This is a genomic window from Dietzia natronolimnaea (assembly GCF_002289575.1).
Lineage (GTDB): Bacteria > Actinomycetota > Actinomycetes > Mycobacteriales > Mycobacteriaceae > Dietzia > Dietzia natronolimnaea_A.
This window is the reverse complement of sequence record NZ_NTGA01000007.1, coordinates 25,444-42,749: the sequence shown is the minus strand read 5'-3', so window position 1 is coordinate 42,749 and position 17,306 is coordinate 25,444. Positions and strand designations below refer to the sequence as shown.

The window sequence follows — 17,306 nt, the reverse complement described above, 5'->3', positions numbered from 1 at the left end:
AGGAGAACCCACACCTTATTACTAAGAACGTTCTTATGTAAAGGGCGCTCCGCACCGCCGGCCTATCTTCCCAACCCCAGGACCGTGTCGCACGCCCGGGCGATCGCCAGCTCCTCATCCGTCGGGACCACCAGGACCGCGACCCGGCCACCGGCGCGCGAGATGATCCGCTCGCCCGTCCCGTCCTCGTTGGCCTGCGGGTCGAGTTCCACCCCCCAACCGCCGAGGGTGGACAACACGTCCGCACGCAGTCGGGCGACGTTCTCACCCACGCCGGCAGTGAAGGTGATGGCGTCGACGTCGCCGAGAACCGCCCAGTATCCGCCGATGTAGCGGCGCAGGCGATGGACGACCACCTCGTAGGCCAGAGCGGCGTCGCGGTCACCATCGTCGACCCGCGCGAGCAACTCGCGGAAGTCTCTCGCCCGCGCCAACCCTTCCAGACCCGACCTACGGTTGAGAAGTGTGGAGACGTCCTCAGGCGACATGCCGCGATCGCGGATGAGGTGAATGATCAGACCGGGGTCGAGGTCACCGGGACGGGTGCCCATGACCAGACCCTCGAGCGGCGTGAGCCCCATGGAGGTATCGACCGCCCGACCGCCGGCGATCGCCGAGGCCGAGGCCCCGTTGCCGAGATGCAGCACGATCTGGTTCACCTCGTCGTACGGGCGCCCAAGGACCTCTGCCGTGCGACGCGAGACGAATTCGTGGCTGGTGCCGTGGAAACCGTAGCGGCGCAGATCCCAGGCCTTCGCCACCGCACGATCGATCGCGTATGTGTGCGCGGCGGCGGGCAGCGTGTGGAAGAACCCCGTGTCGAACACCGCGACGTGCGGCAGGCCCGGAAGCAGATCCCGCGCCACGCGGATCCCGCGCAGGTTGGCGGGGTTGTGGAGCGGCGCCAGCAGCTCGAGCCTCTCGATGCCCGCCTCCACCTCGGGAGTGACCTCGACCGGTTCGTGGAAGTCCGGCCCGCCGTGGACCACCCTGTGGCCGATCGCCTCGACCCCCAGGTCGGTGGGGTGAGCGCCGAGCCGCCCCGCCTCCTCCAGGACCCGGCTCAGCGCTGCGGTGTGGTCCGGGAAGGCGGCCTCGACGGTGCTCTCCTCACCCGGCGAGCCGGCCAGGTCACCGCGACGCACGGCCAGGGTGCCGACGGGGTCTCCGATCCGTTCGACCAGCGCCCACGCCAGTTCCGCCTCGACCGCGGTGTCGATGATCTGCAGCTTGAGGGAGGACGACCCCGAGTTGATGACGAGGACGCGGGTCACGAGTCGCCTGCCTGGTCGTCGGCCGAGCCCTGCGCCTGAACGGCCGAGCCCTGCGCCTTAACGCCTGAGCCCTGCGCCTGAACGGCGGTGATGGCGACGGTGTTGACGATGTCCTCGACCAGCGCACCACGCGAGAGGTCGTTGATGGGCTTGCGGAGCCCCTGCAGGACCGGGCCGATCGCCACGGCGCCGGCGGTACGCTGCACCGCCTTGTAGGTGTTGTTGCCCGTGTTGAGGTCGGGGAAGATCAGCACGGTGGCGCGGCCGGCGATCGGCGAGTCCGGCATCTTCTTGCGAGCCACGGTGGGGTCGACGGCGGCATCGAACTGCAGCGGCCCGTCCACCATGAGGTCCGCCACCGGGTCCCCCTCGCCCGCGGCGGCGATGCGCGCGCACACGATCTCGGTGGCCTCGCGCACCTTGTCCACGTCTGCTCCGCTGCCTGAGTCGCCGGTGGAGTACGAGAGCAGCGCGACCCGTGGCTCCACGCCGAACCGGGATGCCGTCTCGGCGGAGGACAACGCGATGTCGGCGAGCTGTTCGGCGGTCGGAGCGGGGACCACAGCGCAGTCGCCGAAGGCCAGAACGTGGTCGGACAGGCACATGAGGAACACGCTGGACACGGTCTTCACGCCCGGCTTCGTCCGGATGATCTCCAGGGCGGGCCGGATGGTGTGCGCGGTCGTGTGGGCGGCGCCGGAGACCATTCCGTCGGCGAGGCCGGTGTGCACCATCATGGTGGCGAAGTAGGAGATGTCGAGCATTCGGTCGCGGGCGACGTCCAGGGTCATGCCCTTGTGCTCGCGCAGCGTCGCGTACTGCCGGGCGAAAGGCTCGGCGTGCTCGCTGTGTCGCGGATCGAGGATCTGCGCCCCGGCCAGGTCGATCCCCAGTTCGTCCGCGCGTCGGCGCACGGTCTCGGAATCGCCCAGGATGGTCAGATCGGCGACATCTCGACGCAGCAGCCGACCCGCGGCGTGGAGGATGCGGTCGTCGTCACCCTCGGGGAGCACGATGTGACGCTTGTCCGCGCGGGCACGCTCTAGGAGCTGGTGCTCGAACATCTGCGGCGTCATCACACTGGGGGTGTCCACGCGCAGACGGGCCAGCAGCTCCTCGGTGTCGATGTGGGTCTCCATCAGGCTCAGCGCCGTCTCGACCTTCCGCCCCGACCCGGAGTAGACGCGCCCGCGTGTGTCCGCCGCCAGGCGGGCGGTGTCGTAGGTGCCGTGGGAGGTGCAGACAATCGGCAACGTCGAGCGCATCCCCCTGACCAGTCGGTCCATCGCCGCGTTCGGCATGAGACCGCCGTTCCAGATCATCCCGGCCAACGACGGGAACCCCTCCGCTGCGTGCGCGGTGAGGACCGCGAGCACGGCGTCGGTCCGGTCGGCGGGCACGATCACGACCATGCCGTCCACCAACCGCTCCAGAATGCGCTCGCCGGTCATCCCGCCCACCATGAGGTTCATGACCTCGCGGTCCAGCAGGGCCGGGTCACCGGAGTAGAGCGTGCCGTCCACGGCCTCGACCAGTTCGCCCATCGTGGGCGCGGTGAGAAGGGCCTGGCTGGGCAGCGTCCAGGCGGGCAGGTCCAGGGGCGCGAGCTCGGCCTGAACGGACTCCAGGTCCTCAGGGTCGCACCGGTTGACGACGACGCCCACTGGGTGGGCGTGCTCCTGCCGGAGCTCCTCCAGGGTCAATCGGGCGTTGGTGCCGATCTCCCCCGGAGTCCGATCGGCGCCGCGGAGCACCAGCAGAACGGGCGCGCCGAGGTTCACCGCGAGGGTGGCGTTGAAGTCGAACTCGGTGGGGCTGGGCACGCCCGTGTAATCGGTCCCGAGGATCACCACCACATCGCACTGCCTGGCCACCACGTGGTATCGGTCCACGATCTCGGCGAGCGCCGACTCGCGATCCTCGTGCACCCGGACGTTGGTCACGCCGACGCAGTCCTCGTAGTCGAGATCCACGGTGGTGTGCTGGAGCAGCATCTCCACGATGCGGTCGCGCGCGGGGTCTGTTCCCTTGGCGGAGTCCGCGCCTTGTCCGGTCCCGGAATCGGCGACGCGTGGCGCGACGGTGACCGGACGGAACACCCCCACCCTCTGGACGGTCCCGGCGAGGATCCGCAGCAGGCCCAGAGCGACGGTCGATTTCCCGGTGTCGCCCTCGGGCGCGGCGACGTAGACCGCGGAGGAGGACAGGGGGACCTCGGTAACCGGGGACGGGATCGTGGGCGCGGAGGGCTCAGCCAGGAGGGTCTCGGGTACGGGGGAATCGGGCACGGCGGAATCGGGCACGAGGGCATTGTGACAGCGCGAGCGGCCCGGCACACCCAGTACACCCCGTGCGGCCCTAGACATCGGTGAGCCTGTCGACCCCGGGCGGCACCCACGTACAGCGACCAGGAGCGGCGGGGTCGGCTCGGGTGGTCCATGCCGACGGGCCGTCACCGACGAAGGCGTGGTGCACGGGACAACCCAACGTACCGTTTCCGACTGTGGTCGGCCCGCCTCGCGACCACTCCTTCACATGATGGAACTGGCTTCTCCTGGCTGGCGCGGAGCATCCCGGAAAGGTGCACCCTCCGTGCGCGGCGTACAGAACCAGGCGCTGAATGGCGGAGGCCAGGCGGCGCTCGGGGTGGGAATCGACGTCGATCCGGTGCAGTTCCTCGAGACCGTCGCGCAGCAACGAGACGAACCACGGGAGCGTCCCGGCCATCGAGACGGCCTGGCGGACGCTGAGTTGGGTACCGGAGTCGGTCTCCACCAGCGCGTCGGGGTGCTCGAGTTGCTCCGGGGTTACGCGCACCACGATGGTGGCGATTCCCTTGGGCCGGGCGGGGTCGACGGTCGAGCCGAGGGCCCACTGGTGCACGAGCGCGTCGTGAGCTCGCTGCTCCGGGGTTCGCTGGTCCGACCCGGGTTCACCCGCCACGGCCCCACCGGGTCCGCCGAAGTCACACAGCGCACGCTCGACCAGCGCTCGTCCGCGCGGCGTCAGCGTCATGGTCAGAGTGCTGGTCCCGTCGCGCCGGACCGCGCCGAGCCGCGCCGACCGTTGTCGTTCCTGATGGTCCTCGCGATCCTTGCCGCGGCCTGGGCACAGGGCCGAAACGCGGCGGGCGGCCTCGGCCCGCAACTCTGCCGGAGCGACGGTGCGCGCGAACTCGGTGAGCCCCTCGGCGAACCGGGTCGCCGCGGCCCCGCCGATCGACCCGGGGAGCCCGGAGACCGCCTTAGCGATGACCCGCTCGTGCTCGGCGGTGATCTCCCCGACCGCCACCGCCCGCCCGGCCGGGGTGGCCTGCCTCCCGCCCGCCTCGATCCGCCCGTGGACGGCTCCTCTGGATAACCCCAGGTTCTCCGCCAGCAGGGCGGCGACTCCCCCGCTGGAACGACCTTTCCGCCGGTGCAGGGCTGCGAGTTCGGCAGTGGCGCGGGCCCCGGCGGCCTCAAGCCTGCGGACAACGATCTCGGTCCGGCCCACAGCCTCGACCAGCGCATCCGCGTCCTGGTCCGACCAGCCGACCTGGCACAAATTCTCCACGGAGGCTTCGAGAAAGGCGAGAACGTCAGCCAGCGGGGCCGTCTCCGACCCCCGCCCCGGCGCGTCCCACTCCTCCTGTTGCATGGCCCGAGAATAGAACACACGTACGACATCGAACCGGCGGCGGCGACGGCACCGAAACCAGCCGGGCAGGAGTCTCGGCCCCGTGGGATCCCGACGCCCCCGGGGACGGGCGGCCGCTCCCTAATCGACCACGACGACGGCCAGCCCGAAGTCCCCGGCCTCGTCGGTCCAGACCGCGCCACCGCCGAAACCGTGTCCCGCGAGCTCATCGACCAGCGCACGGGGCTCGAACTTCCGGGCGATCTCGGTGCGGATCCCCTCACCCGCGGCCAGGGTCCGGCCCCGACCGAGCGTCGGAAAGTCGATCCGCACCTCACGCACCGCGCGCAACCACATCTCGATACGACTCTCTCCCGCGTTCCACACGGCCTCGTGCCGGAAGTCCCTGCGGTCGAGGCCCGTGCAGTCGACGGTCCGGGCGATCACGTCGAGCATGTTGAGGTTGAACTCGGCGGTGACGCCGGCGGCGTCGTCGTAGGCCGCCACCAGCCGGTCCGGGTTCTTGACCAGGTCGAATCCCACCGCAAGCCGGTCCCCCGGGCCCATGATCGCGCGGAGCATCCGGAAGAACCCGGCCCGCTGCGACTCGCTGAAGTTGCCGACGGTGCCTCCCAGGAACAGCACCAACCGACCTCCCGGCTCGCCCGGCAGAGGCCCCTCGAGGGCGGTGATGTCGCCGATGACCGGGTCGATCCGCAGGCCCGGATACTCCTGTTCCAGCGCGCGCGAGCTCTCGACCAGCATCTCGGAGCTGATGTCCACGGGCACGAACCGCGCATCCGCGCGAGCGTCCGTCAACACGTCGAGGAGCACCCGGGTCTTCTCGCAGGTCCCGGCCCCCAGCTCGACCACCGTCGAGGCCGCGCCCACGATCTCGCGGCCTCGGGCCCTCAGGATCTCGGCCTCGGCCCGGGTGGGGTAGTACTCCACCACCCTGGTGATCTGATCGAAGAGCACACTGCCCTTCTCGTCGTAGAACCAGCGTGGCGGAACGGTCGGCGGGTCGGCGAAGAACCCGTCGCGCAGGTCCGACTCGAGGGCGGCGGTGTCGGTGCCTGCGGGCCTCGTCGTCGTGGTCGTCGTCGTCGTGGTCGTCGTCGTCCTGGTCCCAAGCGGATTCTCGTCGCCGGTCATCGCGCGAGCCTCAGTCCGGTGGCCGCCCACCGCGACGACGCGGGGAAGAAGTTGCGGTAGGTGGGCCGCGTGTGACCGGCCGGGGTCAGGGCGCTACCGCCGCGCAGGACATGCTGGTCGGACATGAACTTGCCGTTGTACTCGCCCGCCGCACCCTCCTCGGTGACGAACCCCGGGTAGGGCAGGTAGGCGCTGGAGGTCCATTCCCAGACCCCGCCGATCGTCCGCTCCGTGGCGGGCTGCGGGTGGCACCGGTCGGGGTCGAGCTCGTCGGCGATCCGCCAGCCGGCGGACGCGACCTCCCACTCGAACTCGGTGGGCAGTCGGGCCCCGGCCCAGCGCGCGAACGCGTCGGCTTCGTAGAACGACACGTGGCAGACGGGCTCGGCGTCCACGACCGGACGGCGGCCCGAGAGGGTGAAGGTGGTCCAGTCACCGTGGGCGGCACTCCCGTCTGTGGCGGCGGAGTCCCCGGCGCCGTCCTCGCGCCGCCAGTACCCGGGCGCGTCCCAGCCCTCGGCCTGCACGGCGGCCCACCCGTCGGAGAGCCACAGCTCGGGGCGGGAGTACCCGCCGTCGGCCATGAACCGCTTCCAGTCCGCCACCGTGACCTGCCGGGTGGCCACCTGGCCTCCGGGTACCCACACCCGGTGACGCGGGCGTTCGTTGTCGTAAGAGAACCCGGCACGGCCGGTGGTATCAGACGGGTCGGTGGGGTCGGAGGCACCGACCTGGGCGACCCCCTCGACCACGTCGAGCCAGTCCTGCTCGGCCGGCGCGGCAGGAGCCGGGTCCGGGGCCCTGTGCACGTAGACGGGGTCGGTCGGATTGTGGGAGAACAGGTGCTTGGCGTCCATGAGCATCAGCTCCTGGTGCTGCTGCTCATGGTGGCAGCCCAGCTCGAGCAGTTCCAACCCGCGGTCGTCGACCCGGCCGGCCTCGAGTGCGGCCACCACCGCCTCGTCGACGCGCGCCCGGAAGTCGCCGATCTCGGCCACCGACGGGCGGGTGATGAGCCCGCGTTGGGGCCGGGGTTGGCGCGGGCCGACGGCCTCGTAATAGGAGTTGAAGAGGAACCGGAACACCGGCTCGGGCGAGGTGTACCCCGGCAGACGCCCCAGCACGAACTCCTCGAAGAACCACGTGGTGTGCGCCCGGTGCCACGCAGCGGGGCTGGCGGCGGTCATCGACTGGGGGATCTGGTCTTCGGGGCTCAGTCGGGAGGCCAGGAGGTCGGTGAGTCGGCGAACCTGCAGGAACCTCTCGACCGTGGCCCCGGCACTGCTCCCCGGAACCGGCTGCGGCCCTTGGGTGGTGACGTCTCCGACAGTCATGGGCTCTCCCCGGGTTCGTGGTCGGCGGTCTGACTGCAGCCAGACTATCCACGTGGTGGTTCGGTGCCCACCGCTCTCCGGATGACCCGTCTTCGGATGACCCGTCGCTCAGGGGCCACCGTTCCGGACACCGTCGCCGGGGAACGGCACCGGGACCGCCGCGGTGAGATTGCGCCGCTCGTGCTCGAGGAGCCGCAGACGGTACTCGGGACAATGGCCCATGCCACCGTCGGCGCGGATGACCCGGTGCACGGGGATGAGGAACGGCACGGGCACGAGGGTGCACAACCGGCCCACCCGGCGGGCGTTGCGCGGCCGGCCCGCGTCCACGCTGACCTGGCCGTAGGTCGAGGTCTCTCCGTACGGGATGTGTTGGATCTCGCGGTAGGCCTCGCGGGAGAACTCATCGTGCACACCTGCGGCCACCCAGTCCACGGGGGTGTCGAACGCCCGCAACCGGCCGGCGAAGTAGGCCTCGAGCTGGCTCGCCAGCCGATCGAGGTGCTCGGCCGCCGCGCCGGTCTCGGCACCGGGCTCGGCGCCGCCCGCCTCGTCGTCGTCGTCGGAGGGTTCAACGGGGAACCCCGGGGCGGGGTCCCGGTCCGCACCGAGCGGGTCGGGACCCACCTGGTCCAGGCGCGACACACCGGTCGCCGTGGCCTCGACGACAACCCATCCGGCGGGCGTGTCGAGAACCCGCACGGCCCTTCCCGTGGTCCCGCGCGTCGTTGTCCCCTGAGTCGAAGTCCCGTGAGTCGAAGTCCCGCGCGTCGAGGTCACGCCTCAGACCACGCTCGGCCGGTCCGGGTTGGTGACGTCGGCATCGGCCGTGTCGAGGCGCTCGAACAGCGTCTCGGCGCCGTCGCGGGCGACCGCCGACATCTCGGCGGTGGTGATGGGCACCGCCTGTAGCCGCGTGAGCAGGGGCCCGGTTCCGTCCGGCCCGCCGGTCTCGTCGACGACCTGCAGCTCGGGCCACAGGAACGGCGGGGCCAGGACCAGGTGCTCGCAGCGCCGGCCGGAGTCGACCAGCCCCATCGCGTTCGGGATCACCGCACCCGGCGCCACGTGGATGGACCCTGAGGCCACGGCCAGCGCGCACGCGTCCAGGACGTCGGCCATGGCGCGGTGGCCGGTGCGGCCCACGGTGACGAACTCACTGCGGATTTGCCGCCCCTCGGGCGTGGTGACGTTGGTGGGCAGTTGCCGCGCGCCGACGGTGGCGTAGGTGGTGAACCCGGGCGCGGGGACGTTGTCGACGACGACGACGTCGCAGTGCCACTGGGCGGTCTGCCCCTCCTCGTCGGCTTCCGTCTCGTGCGGGTAGCGCAGGACGCGAACCGACTCGGCCTCGCCGAAGAGGCTCTCGAGACCGGAGAGGTCCGCCTTGCCCGGGCCCGGCACTGTGCTCTCGCCGGTCACGCCAGCTCACGCAACCGCGGCTCGAGATCGGTCTTGAACAGGTCGAGGAACCGCTTCTGATCATGGCCGGGCGCGTGGAACACCAGGTGGTTCAGGCCCGCGTCGACGTACTGCTTGACCTGCGCCACCGCGTCGTCCGGGTCCGAGGCCACGATCCACCGCTTGGCCACCTGCTCGATCGGCAGCTCGTCGGCCAGGCGCTCCATCTCCCGCGGCGAGTCCACCGAGTGCTTCTGCTCCGGGGTCAGCGACAGCGGCGCCCAGAAACGGCAGTTCTCCAGCGCCGCGGCCGGATCGGGGTCATAGCTGATCTTGATCTCTATCATCCGGTCGATCAGGGAGGAGTCGCGGTCGTTGATCCCCGCGCCCTCCTCCACCGCCGGCAGGAGCTTGTCGGTGTAGAGCTCCATGCCCTTGCCCGAGGTGCAGATGAAGCCGTCGCCCACCCGGCCGGCGTACTTGGCCACCACCGGACCTCCGGCGGCGATGTAGACCGGCACCCCACCCTCGGGCACGTCGTAGAGGAACGCGTCCTTGGTGGTGTAGAAGTCGCCGTCGAAATTGGTGGTCTCGCCGGTCCACAGCTCGCGCATGAGGCGGACCGATTCGCGCAGGCGGGCGAACCGCTCCTTGAACTCGGGCCACTGCCCCTGGTGGCCCGTGGCGATCTCGTTGAGCGCCTCACCGGTGCCCACGCCCAGGAACACGCGGCCCGGGTAGAGGCACGCCATGGTCGCGAAGGCCTGCGCGAGCACCGCCGGGTTGTAGCGGAACGTGGGCGTGAGCACTGAGGTACCCAGCTGCAGGCGTTCGGTGCGCTCCCCCACGGCCGTCATCCACGCGAGGGAGAACGGGGCGTGCCCGCCGTCGTGACGCCACGGCTGGAAATGGTCCGAGACCGTGGCCGAGTCCATGCCCGCCCGCTCCGCCAGGACCGCGTACTCGACCAGATCGCGCGGGCCGAACTGCTCGGCCGAGGCCTTGTACCCTAGCTTCAGGGCGGAGGTGGGGGGCATCGACGACTCCTCAGAGGTTGTGTGAGCGACTTCACCGACATCGCTGTCGGGGCACTACAGCCGAGTATGCCAGCGCCGCCGCACCGGAGTTCCGGGCGTCACGCCGAGACGGCCTCGCCCCGACCCCCACGAAACATGCTGATAAATTCCTGAGTAACCCCCAATGCCGCTCCCAAGGACGTGATCACTTGACCTCACCTGAGATACTCCCTCTGTCTCGGTGCCGGGGCTCAGCCGCGTCCGGTGAGGCGCCCACGGAGAGAACCGGCTCGATACTCGCGTGCGGCGCACGGTGAGCGTCGCCATGTCCGGCTCGTCAGCAGATGTCACCGACCAAGCGGCCGCCACCACTCAGCCCTCGAGCCGCAAGAGCGTCTGGGCCATCATCGAAGACGGCGTACTCACTGCGCTCGCGGTGTTCGGGGTGATCTGCATTATCGCGACCATCGCCGCGTTTGCCCTCAACATCAGTCTGATCATGTTCAAGACCGGGTCGATGTCCCCGACTATCCCGACCGGATCACTCGCGGTCGTCAGACAGATCCCGGCGTCCGACATCCGGGTCGGCGACGTGACGACGGTGGCGCGCGGCGACGGACAGCTTCCGGTCACCCACCGGGTGGTCTCGACGATGCCGGTAGGCGGGGAGGTCTACTCGATCACGATGAAGGGCGACGCTAACGACTCGCCCGACTCACAGCCGTACGAGGTGACCGAGGTCAAGAGAGTCCTATGGCACGCCCCCGGTCTCGCCTACGCGGTGGCGGCGATCGGCCAGCCCACACACATGGCGGGGATTACCGTCGCGGCGTCCTTGTTGGTGGTGTGGGCCTTCTGGCCCCGCAAGCAGAGCGCTCACACCTCGGCGAGGAAGTCATGACCAGGCGCTCGGGCAAGTGGAGGGCTGTGGCCATGGCCGTCTCCGCGGTCGCCGTACTGGCGACCACTGCGGCAAACGTGGCCCCCATTGCACTCACCGAGGCATCCTGGGCCGACGCCATCCACACCAACGCGTCCTTTACCGCCAGCGAATTCGCAGGGTTGAATTACGCAAGGTCCATAGGGGCTTATGGAACTATCAATCGCATACTAGTCGGCTCGGACATGGGCCCCTTCACCGCGTCGCGGACAACCGGTCAAACTCCCCAGACCCAGACGAATACTCAGCCGCACAACTCAAGCGGAGTTCTTGGTTTTCTTCCGGTTAGCGCCCAAGGAGTCCGGTGTGCCCGCTCCGACAAACTCACAAACGAGATATGCAATCCTCCTGAGACGGCGCCAGAAGCAAATAGCTTCGCCGCAACATCGCTAAGCCAATTCAGCGTGCACGCCTCGACGTCGTTACTTGGCTCTTCCGGATTCGGAGTGCGTAGCTGGGGTTCGCCGGTGATGCGGTGAGGCACAAGATGTAGGGGTCCTGGGGCGTGTGAAGATGCAGGTTCCTACGCCACGCATCGAACACCCCAGGACCCGCTTTGAACGCTACCGCCAGCCTGCTTGCCGACACCATCTGCCGCACCGTCGAGTTGGGGGTGACCATCGCCGACGCCGCCGTGGCCGACGAGCTCACGCACCTGTTCTGCGCCCCGGTCACACTGGACCCGATCTGCGCCGAGTGCGGGATGGCGGGGCGCCTGCGAGACCACGTCGAGCGGAAGGTGACCGATCTGCCGATCGTCGGGCAACCCACCAGGCTGCATGTGCGAGTACCGCGCTTCACCTGCGACAACATCGAATGCGAGACGCGCATCTTCCAGCAGCGGATGCCGGCGTTGGCTGAGCCGCGGGCCAAGACCACGCGTCGCTGCAGCCGCTGGATCCTGCAGCGTCTGGCGATCGACCGCACCAGCGTGTCCGCGGTCGCGAAGGCCCTCGGGCTGGGGTGGGATCTGGTCAACGATCTAGCACTGTCGGAGACTCGCACGATCGTCTACGACCAGCCCGGCCACTTCGACGGCGTCCGCATTCTCGGAGTCGACGAGCACAAATGGAAGCACGTGCGCGGTGACGGCAGCAGCTCATTCGTCACCGTCCTAGTCGACCTGACCCCGGTCGTGGACGGCACCGGCCCGTCTCGCCTGTTAGACATGGTCCCGGGGCGTTCGGCCAAGGTGCTCACCGAGTGGCTCGACGCCCGTGACCAGGTGTTTCGAGACCGAGTCAAGGTGGTCACGATGGACGGGTTCGCCGGCTACCACTCCGCCGCCGCCAAAGCCGTTCCCGCTGCCCGGACGGTGATGGACCCCTTCCACGTCGTGCGCCTGGCCGCCGACAAGCTCACCGTGTGCCGCCAACGCATCCAGCAGGCCACCACCGGGCACCGGGGCCGCACGGGCGATCCGCTGTACGGCATCCGCCGGACCTTGAACACCCGAGCCGAGCTGCTCACCGACAAGCAGAAGGTGCGCCTGTTCAAGACGTTCACCGCCCATGATGCGCACGCGGCGGTCGAGGTCACCTACGGCGTCTACCAGCGACTCATCGCCGCCTACGACGCCGCCGGCAAGCGGGAGGGCAAGATCGCGATGTACAAGCTCCTGCGCTCGATCCGGACCGGTGTACCCGCAGAACTCCCGGAGCTCGCGCAGCTCGGCCGGTCATTGTGGAAGCGGCACCGCGAAATCCTCGCGTACTTCGACGTGGGCGCCTCCAACGGACCCGTCGAGGCCATCAACGGCCGACTGGAACACCTCCGCGGGATCGCCCTGGGCTTCCGCAACCTCAAGCACTACATCTTGCGGTCACTGATCCACTCCGGCCGGCTTCAGGATCGGATCAATGCACTCTGATTCCGGAAGAGCCCGTTACTTGGCAATCCGCAGACCCCGCTTGTTAGTTACAGCAACTCATCGAGCCCGATCCGAGTGACAGCCAGCTGCACACCGGGAACAAAAGGGGCGACCGGAATAACCAGCAATGGTTCATTCGTCTTAGGTTCGGGTTCGGATTCTGTCACAGTGGCAATCCCCACGGCAGAAGTCACCTCAACCTCTGGGAACCGAGATGTCCCGTTATCCTACAGATATCAACTGGACCTCCGCTACACCTATCACGAAGAGTTCAGCCATGCCTGGGCACAATTAGCGATCAGAGTGGAGACGACATCGCTCTTCGGTGGCGATCGATGGTCTGTCAATGCCATTCTCGCGAGAGCTGAATGTGGAAACTCGCGCCAATTGCCAAACATCCCCAACCGTCCAACTGAAAACAATCCTGCCGTCACATCCGGGGCGGCGTCCCCCATGGCGGCTCAAGCGATGACTGCGGAGGATGCTCTAGAAGACGCCTCCACCGATGGCGACGGTACAGATGACCCCACCGCCTCCATGTCCGAGCACACGCAGCTCGAGACTGGGGACGGCCCGTACCCTTCCGATCCCTCGGATAAGAGTGAATCGAGCAGCACCCCGGCCACACCCGCTCGGCGCACCACCACTGCGACAATGACGCCCACCTCGGCACCGTCTACGTCGACCAAGCAAACCACCATTGCCCAGACCACCACGGCGCAACAGGAGAGCCAGACCATCGTGATCCCCTCCGCCCCCGGCACTCTGTCGGCGTCCGCACAGACGACCACCGTGGGAACCGTCGAGGTGGACGGAGAAGATCTCGACGTCGTCGTCAAGGGCGGCGCCGTGCCCCCCGACGCCCCCACCGCCCTCCCCGCGCTCGGCACCTGGATCAATGAAGGGACCCGCCCGAGCGGCGACTGGAGGACATTCACGTCGAGTGATCCTGACTCCGACGGGTGGCGAAGGGCCGCCATCAACCGCGAGACCGGCACGGTTGTGTATGTGCGTTGACGCGCCCCTCGACCGGGGCCGTCGGTGAGATTCGCCACGCACCGGGCGTAAATGTAACGATTCGGCTACTGGCGACCATAACCTGGATGAATCGGCGGTCATCGCGGGTCAGCCCGCACCGGAGCCCACTCCCGGTCCGACCGCCGGGTGATGGCTTTCGGAGGAGCTATGCGGATTCGACACGCGGCCACCGCGCTGGTCGCCCTCGGTTCCGCCTCCGCCTGTGCACTGGGAGCCACCCTCGTCATGCAGGACCGCGGGGAGGACGCCCGCGAGCAGGCCCTGCGCAGTTCATCCTGGTCCGTGCAGGCCTCCACCGACTTCGGCACCACCTGGACCGCGCCCATCTCCAGCTACGGAGGACACTTCCCCGTCCGGGTGGACACCGCGGCGCTGCGCACCCGGTCCGCGTACCAGCCCCTGACCCTCAGGACGAGCGTGGACTCCCTCGCGGACGCCCACGTGGTGATCGACAGGGGCGCGCTGGTGGAGGGCGATCCCGCGACTGCCGCCGAGGTCAGGATCCGGGCGGTCACCACGAGTGGAGGCGCCTGCGCCGCGCCCACGTTCGCCAGTGGCGCCCCCAGCATCCTGGTCGGAGACGCGGGCCAGCCCGAACCCGTGGACGCCGCCACCGTCGGCCAGCCGCTCGTGCTGCCCGCCGCCACCCGGACCACCGCCGGACCGCCCGTGACCGTGTGCCTCGAGCTGAGCATGGACTCGGCGTCCCCGGCCCCCGACTCGGTCCTCATGCTCGCCTGGCCCATCGAGATCACCCGCGCGGACGCCGGAACCTGACGCTCGCGGCAACCCGACCTCACGAGACGTCGCTCTGCACCCCACGTCGACGGGCCGCGGCCCGGTACACCCGCTCGTGCGTGGCCATCACCATCCTGGGATCGGCGCCCTCGATGCGCGGCGGCGCCGACCGGGGTTCGTCGATCGCGGTGTGCACCGCCCACGTCAGGCTGCCGGGATCCCGGGGGTCGTACACCTCACCGGAGTGCTCGTCCGGATCGCACCGATCGAACCACTGCTCGCGCAGGAACCCCACGGCCGGGAGCACCGGCGCCACCCCCAGGTCCCGGCACATCTCCAGCCAGGTGGAGTGGGTGGCGAAGCGGTACGGCAGCACGCACACGTCCAGGGCGGCGAACTCGGCGAGCAACGGCCCGAGGTCCCGGGCCTCGTAGCGGGTCAGCCGCACCGACTCCCACCCGCCCTCCGCCGCGAGTTCGGCGACCAGGTGGTGCCCGCCGCTCTCGCGGTCCTCGCCGCACGCATCACGCCAGGCCTGGGACTCCACGACGATCCGCAGGTGCGCGCCGCGCCGGCCGGCCGCCACGGGCGCCAGCAGATCCAGGAGTTCGGGCCCCTCGATGTTCTCGCCCATCCGTTCCAACAACACCCCCACCACGATGTCCCCGGGAGCCCGGAGATGTCGGGATGCGCGGATGGCGGCGGAGACCTCGGTCTCGTCGAGCAACCTGGGATGAGGCACCACCATCGCGTCCACGCCCCACCTCACCCACAGTTCCCGCGCCGCGACCTCGGTCAGCGTCAGCACCTGCGCCGCGGCCCCGACGAGCGTGCCGGTGTGACTGCGGTGTGGCCGCGCGTCCTCGTGGGAGGGGTAGACGATGTCGTGCACGGTCAACACCATGGGGACCCCGGCTCGGGAGAGGTACTCGATCACATCCCGGGCACTCTCGGGATTCAGGTAGTCGTAACCGAAATGGACGTGGGCCACGTCCACGTGATCCAGGTCCGGATCGGGGGCCGGACCGGGGTCCCTGGCGTACGTGCCGGGGTGGGATTCGCCGTTGACCGCGCCCGGCCGGATCGGCACGATCTCGATGCGCTCCGAGCACCCCAGCCCGGTGATCCGGCGGACGGCGGGATGAGCGGCGGGCAGCACCGCCACCCTCGTCCGGGACGCGCCGCCATGTGACCGCATGAAACTTAGTTTAGACCCCTACGCAAGTCCTCGATGAGGTCTCCGGCGAACTCCAGACCCACCGAGAGGCGGACCACGTTGTCGGCGATCCCCACGGCAGCGCGCGCCTCGGGCTCCATTGACGCGTGGGTAGTGGTCGCGGGATGGGTGACCAGGGTCTTGGCGTCGCCCAGATTGTTGGAGATGTCGATGATCCTCAGCGCGTTGAGCAGCGAGAAGCACCGTCCCTTGCCCCGGTCCGCCTCGTCGTCGTCGAACTTCAGACCGAACGTCACCACCGATCCCCCGCCCGACATCTGCTCGCGGGCCAGGTCGTACTGCGGGTGCGACGGCAGCATCGAGTACCGGACCCAGTCCACCGCGTCGTGCGACTCGAGGAACCGCGCCACCTCGAGCGCGTTGGCGGACATGCGCTCGACCCGCAGGCCCATGGTCTCCAGGCCCTTGAGCAACACCCAGGCGTTGAAGGCGCTCATACCGAACCCTGCGTGACGCATCAGGTTCTGCACTGGTCCGGCGATGTACTCCTCCGGCCCCAACACGGCTCCGCCCAGGACCCGGCCCTGGCCGTCGATGTGCTTGGTGGCCGAGTAGACGACGATGTCCGCGCCCAGCTCGAGCGGCTTCTGGTGCAGGACGGTGGCGAAGACGTTGTCCACCACCACCTGCGCGCCGGCCTCGTGCGCCAGATCGCAGACCGCCCGCACGTCCACCAATTCCTGCATGGGGTTGGAGGGGGTCTCGAAGAACACGGCGTCGGTCGGCTGGCTGAGCGCCTCACGCCACTGGTCCAGGTCGGCGCCGTCCACGAACACCGTCTCCACGCCCCAGCGGGGCAGGATCTCCGCGCAGATGACGTAACAGGAGCCGAACAACGCCCGCGAGGCCACGAGCCGCGAACCGTTGCCGAGCAGCGCGGCCAGCGAGACGAACACCGCCGACATCCCGGAGCTGGTGGCGAAACACGCCTCGGCGCCCTCGATCTGCCGCAGCCGCTCCTGGAACATCGCCACGGTGGGGTTGCCGTAGCGGGAGTACACGAACCGCTGGAGGTCCCCGTTGAACGACGCCTCGGCCGCCTCCGCCGACTCGTAGACGTAGCCGGAGTTGAGGAACATCGGCTCGGCGGTCTCCTCGAAACCGGTGCGCATCTGCCCGGCCCGCACCCCCAGGGTGTCGGGGTGGAGTCCGTCGGGGAGCTCGTTGTTTCTCATCCGCTGCTTTCTGAGTGTGTGGTCGGTGGTGCGGGTGGCGGGTCGGTAATCGTGGCGGGCTCGGCGGGGGTGGGTCAGGCGGATCAGGACTGTCGCCAGGGCAGTCCCGCGACCTTCCACCCGTTGACCGAACCGCGGTGGCCCGCCGCGTCCGGGTCGCCCTCGAATCCCTCGGCCACGTTGTAGGCGGGGCCCAGACCGGCGGCGGTGGCGGCGCTCGCGGCGGCGGCCGACCGGTGCCCGCTGCGGCACAGGAACAGGACCGGCGTGTCCGCGTCCACGCCCGCCTGGCCGAGCTGCTCCAGGAAGCGGTGGTTGGGCTCGCCCGCCGAGGTCATCCACTCGATTCCCACCGCGCGCCTGCCCAGCTCCGACAGGTCGGCGCCGCCGACCCACTGCCACTCGGCACTCGTGCGCACGTCCACCAGGACGGCGGAGGGGTCGGAGGCGAGCAGATCCCACGCCTGTCGCGGCGCGAGGTCCCCGGCGTAATCGCTCATGGGCCCTGAT

The 17,306-nt window shown here is 69.3% G+C and carries 15 protein-coding genes; 4 read left to right on the top strand and 11 right to left on the bottom strand.

What is annotated here, in order from left to right; translation table 11 throughout:
• Nucleotides 1–62 precede the first annotated feature (62 nt).
• The 8 genes from CEY15_RS04000 to fgd form a co-directional block, all read right to left on the bottom strand.
• Nucleotides 63–1,274: an acetate kinase gene (locus CEY15_RS04000; protein WP_095717408.1), complete on the bottom strand. Its 1,212-nt coding sequence runs from the start codon at nucleotides 1,272–1,274 to the stop codon at nucleotides 63–65.
• Nucleotides 1,271–3,577: a phosphate acetyltransferase gene (pta, locus tag CEY15_RS03995; RefSeq protein WP_245847226.1), complete on the bottom strand. Its 2,307-nt coding sequence runs from the start codon at nucleotides 3,575–3,577 to the stop codon at nucleotides 1,271–1,273. Before pta ends, CEY15_RS04000 begins: the two co-directional genes overlap by 4 nt.
• Before the next feature lie 55 nt (nucleotides 3,578–3,632).
• Nucleotides 3,633–4,913, bottom strand: coding sequence for an HNH endonuclease signature motif containing protein (locus CEY15_RS03990; RefSeq protein ID WP_095717407.1), 1,281 nt, complete (start codon nucleotides 4,911–4,913; stop codon nucleotides 3,633–3,635).
• Nucleotides 4,914–5,033: 120 nt separating this feature from the next.
• Entirely contained in the window at nucleotides 5,034–6,047 is a 1,014-nt protein-coding gene (egtD, locus tag CEY15_RS03985) for an L-histidine N(alpha)-methyltransferase (RefSeq protein ID WP_095717406.1), read from the bottom strand.
• Entirely contained in the window at nucleotides 6,044–7,381 is a 1,338-nt protein-coding gene (gene egtB / locus CEY15_RS03980; RefSeq protein ID WP_095717405.1) for an ergothioneine biosynthesis protein EgtB, read from the bottom strand. The genes egtD and egtB overlap by 4 nt, the downstream gene beginning before the upstream one ends.
• 108 nt (nucleotides 7,382–7,489) lie before the next feature.
• Nucleotides 7,490–8,083: a methylated-DNA--[protein]-cysteine S-methyltransferase gene (locus CEY15_RS03975; protein ID WP_095717404.1), complete on the bottom strand. Its 594-nt coding sequence runs from the start codon at nucleotides 8,081–8,083 to the stop codon at nucleotides 7,490–7,492.
• An 81-nt stretch (nucleotides 8,084–8,164) separates the two neighbouring features.
• Complete coding sequence (locus CEY15_RS03970) at nucleotides 8,165–8,803, bottom strand: suppressor of fused domain protein (RefSeq protein WP_017837867.1); 639 nt, start codon at nucleotides 8,801–8,803, stop codon at nucleotides 8,165–8,167.
• On the bottom strand, nucleotides 8,800–9,819 hold the full coding sequence (gene fgd / locus CEY15_RS03965) for a glucose-6-phosphate dehydrogenase (coenzyme-F420) (protein WP_095717403.1): 1,020 nt from the start codon (nucleotides 9,817–9,819) through the stop codon (nucleotides 8,800–8,802). The genes CEY15_RS03970 and fgd overlap by 4 nt, the downstream gene beginning before the upstream one ends.
• A 292-nt stretch (nucleotides 9,820–10,111) precedes the next feature.
• On the opposite strand from fgd, the gene CEY15_RS03960 reads away from it, so the two are divergent.
• The 4 genes from CEY15_RS03960 to CEY15_RS03945 all read left to right on the top strand — a co-directional run bounded on the left by CEY15_RS03960 (nucleotide 10,112) and on the right by CEY15_RS03945 (nucleotide 14,423).
• A complete protein-coding gene (locus CEY15_RS03960) occupies nucleotides 10,112–10,699 on the top strand; it encodes a signal peptidase I (protein ID WP_245847224.1) in 588 nt (195 codons plus the stop codon).
• A gap of 595 nt (nucleotides 10,700–11,294) precedes the next feature.
• On the top strand, nucleotides 11,295–12,608 hold the full coding sequence (locus tag CEY15_RS03955) for an ISL3 family transposase (RefSeq protein ID WP_095717402.1): 1,314 nt from the start codon (nucleotides 11,295–11,297) through the stop codon (nucleotides 12,606–12,608).
• Between the two features lie 168 nt (nucleotides 12,609–12,776).
• Entirely contained in the window at nucleotides 12,777–13,625 is an 849-nt protein-coding gene (locus CEY15_RS18055) for a hypothetical protein (protein ID WP_141244204.1), read from the top strand.
• Between the two features lie 168 nt (nucleotides 13,626–13,793).
• Nucleotides 13,794–14,423, top strand: a complete 630-nt coding sequence (locus CEY15_RS03945; protein ID WP_095717400.1) for a hypothetical protein — start codon at nucleotides 13,794–13,796, stop codon at nucleotides 14,421–14,423.
• A 19-nt stretch (nucleotides 14,424–14,442) separates the two neighbouring features.
• Here CEY15_RS03945 and CEY15_RS03940 read toward each other — a convergent pair whose 3' ends face one another.
• From CEY15_RS03940 to CEY15_RS03930, 3 genes are all read right to left on the bottom strand, one after another.
• Nucleotides 14,443–15,582 (bottom strand): hypothetical protein, encoded by a 1,140-nt coding sequence (locus tag CEY15_RS03940; RefSeq protein ID WP_245847221.1) that lies wholly within the window; start codon nucleotides 15,580–15,582, stop codon nucleotides 14,443–14,445.
• A 5-nt stretch (nucleotides 15,583–15,587) separates the two neighbouring features.
• On the bottom strand, nucleotides 15,588–16,796 hold the full coding sequence (locus tag CEY15_RS03935) for an O-succinylhomoserine sulfhydrylase (protein WP_095717398.1): 1,209 nt from the start codon (nucleotides 16,794–16,796) through the stop codon (nucleotides 15,588–15,590).
• Nucleotides 16,797–16,879: 83 nt separating this feature from the next.
• Nucleotides 16,880–17,296: a rhodanese-like domain-containing protein gene (locus CEY15_RS03930; protein ID WP_095717397.1), complete on the bottom strand. Its 417-nt coding sequence runs from the start codon at nucleotides 17,294–17,296 to the stop codon at nucleotides 16,880–16,882.
• Nucleotides 17,297–17,306 lie beyond the last annotated feature (10 nt).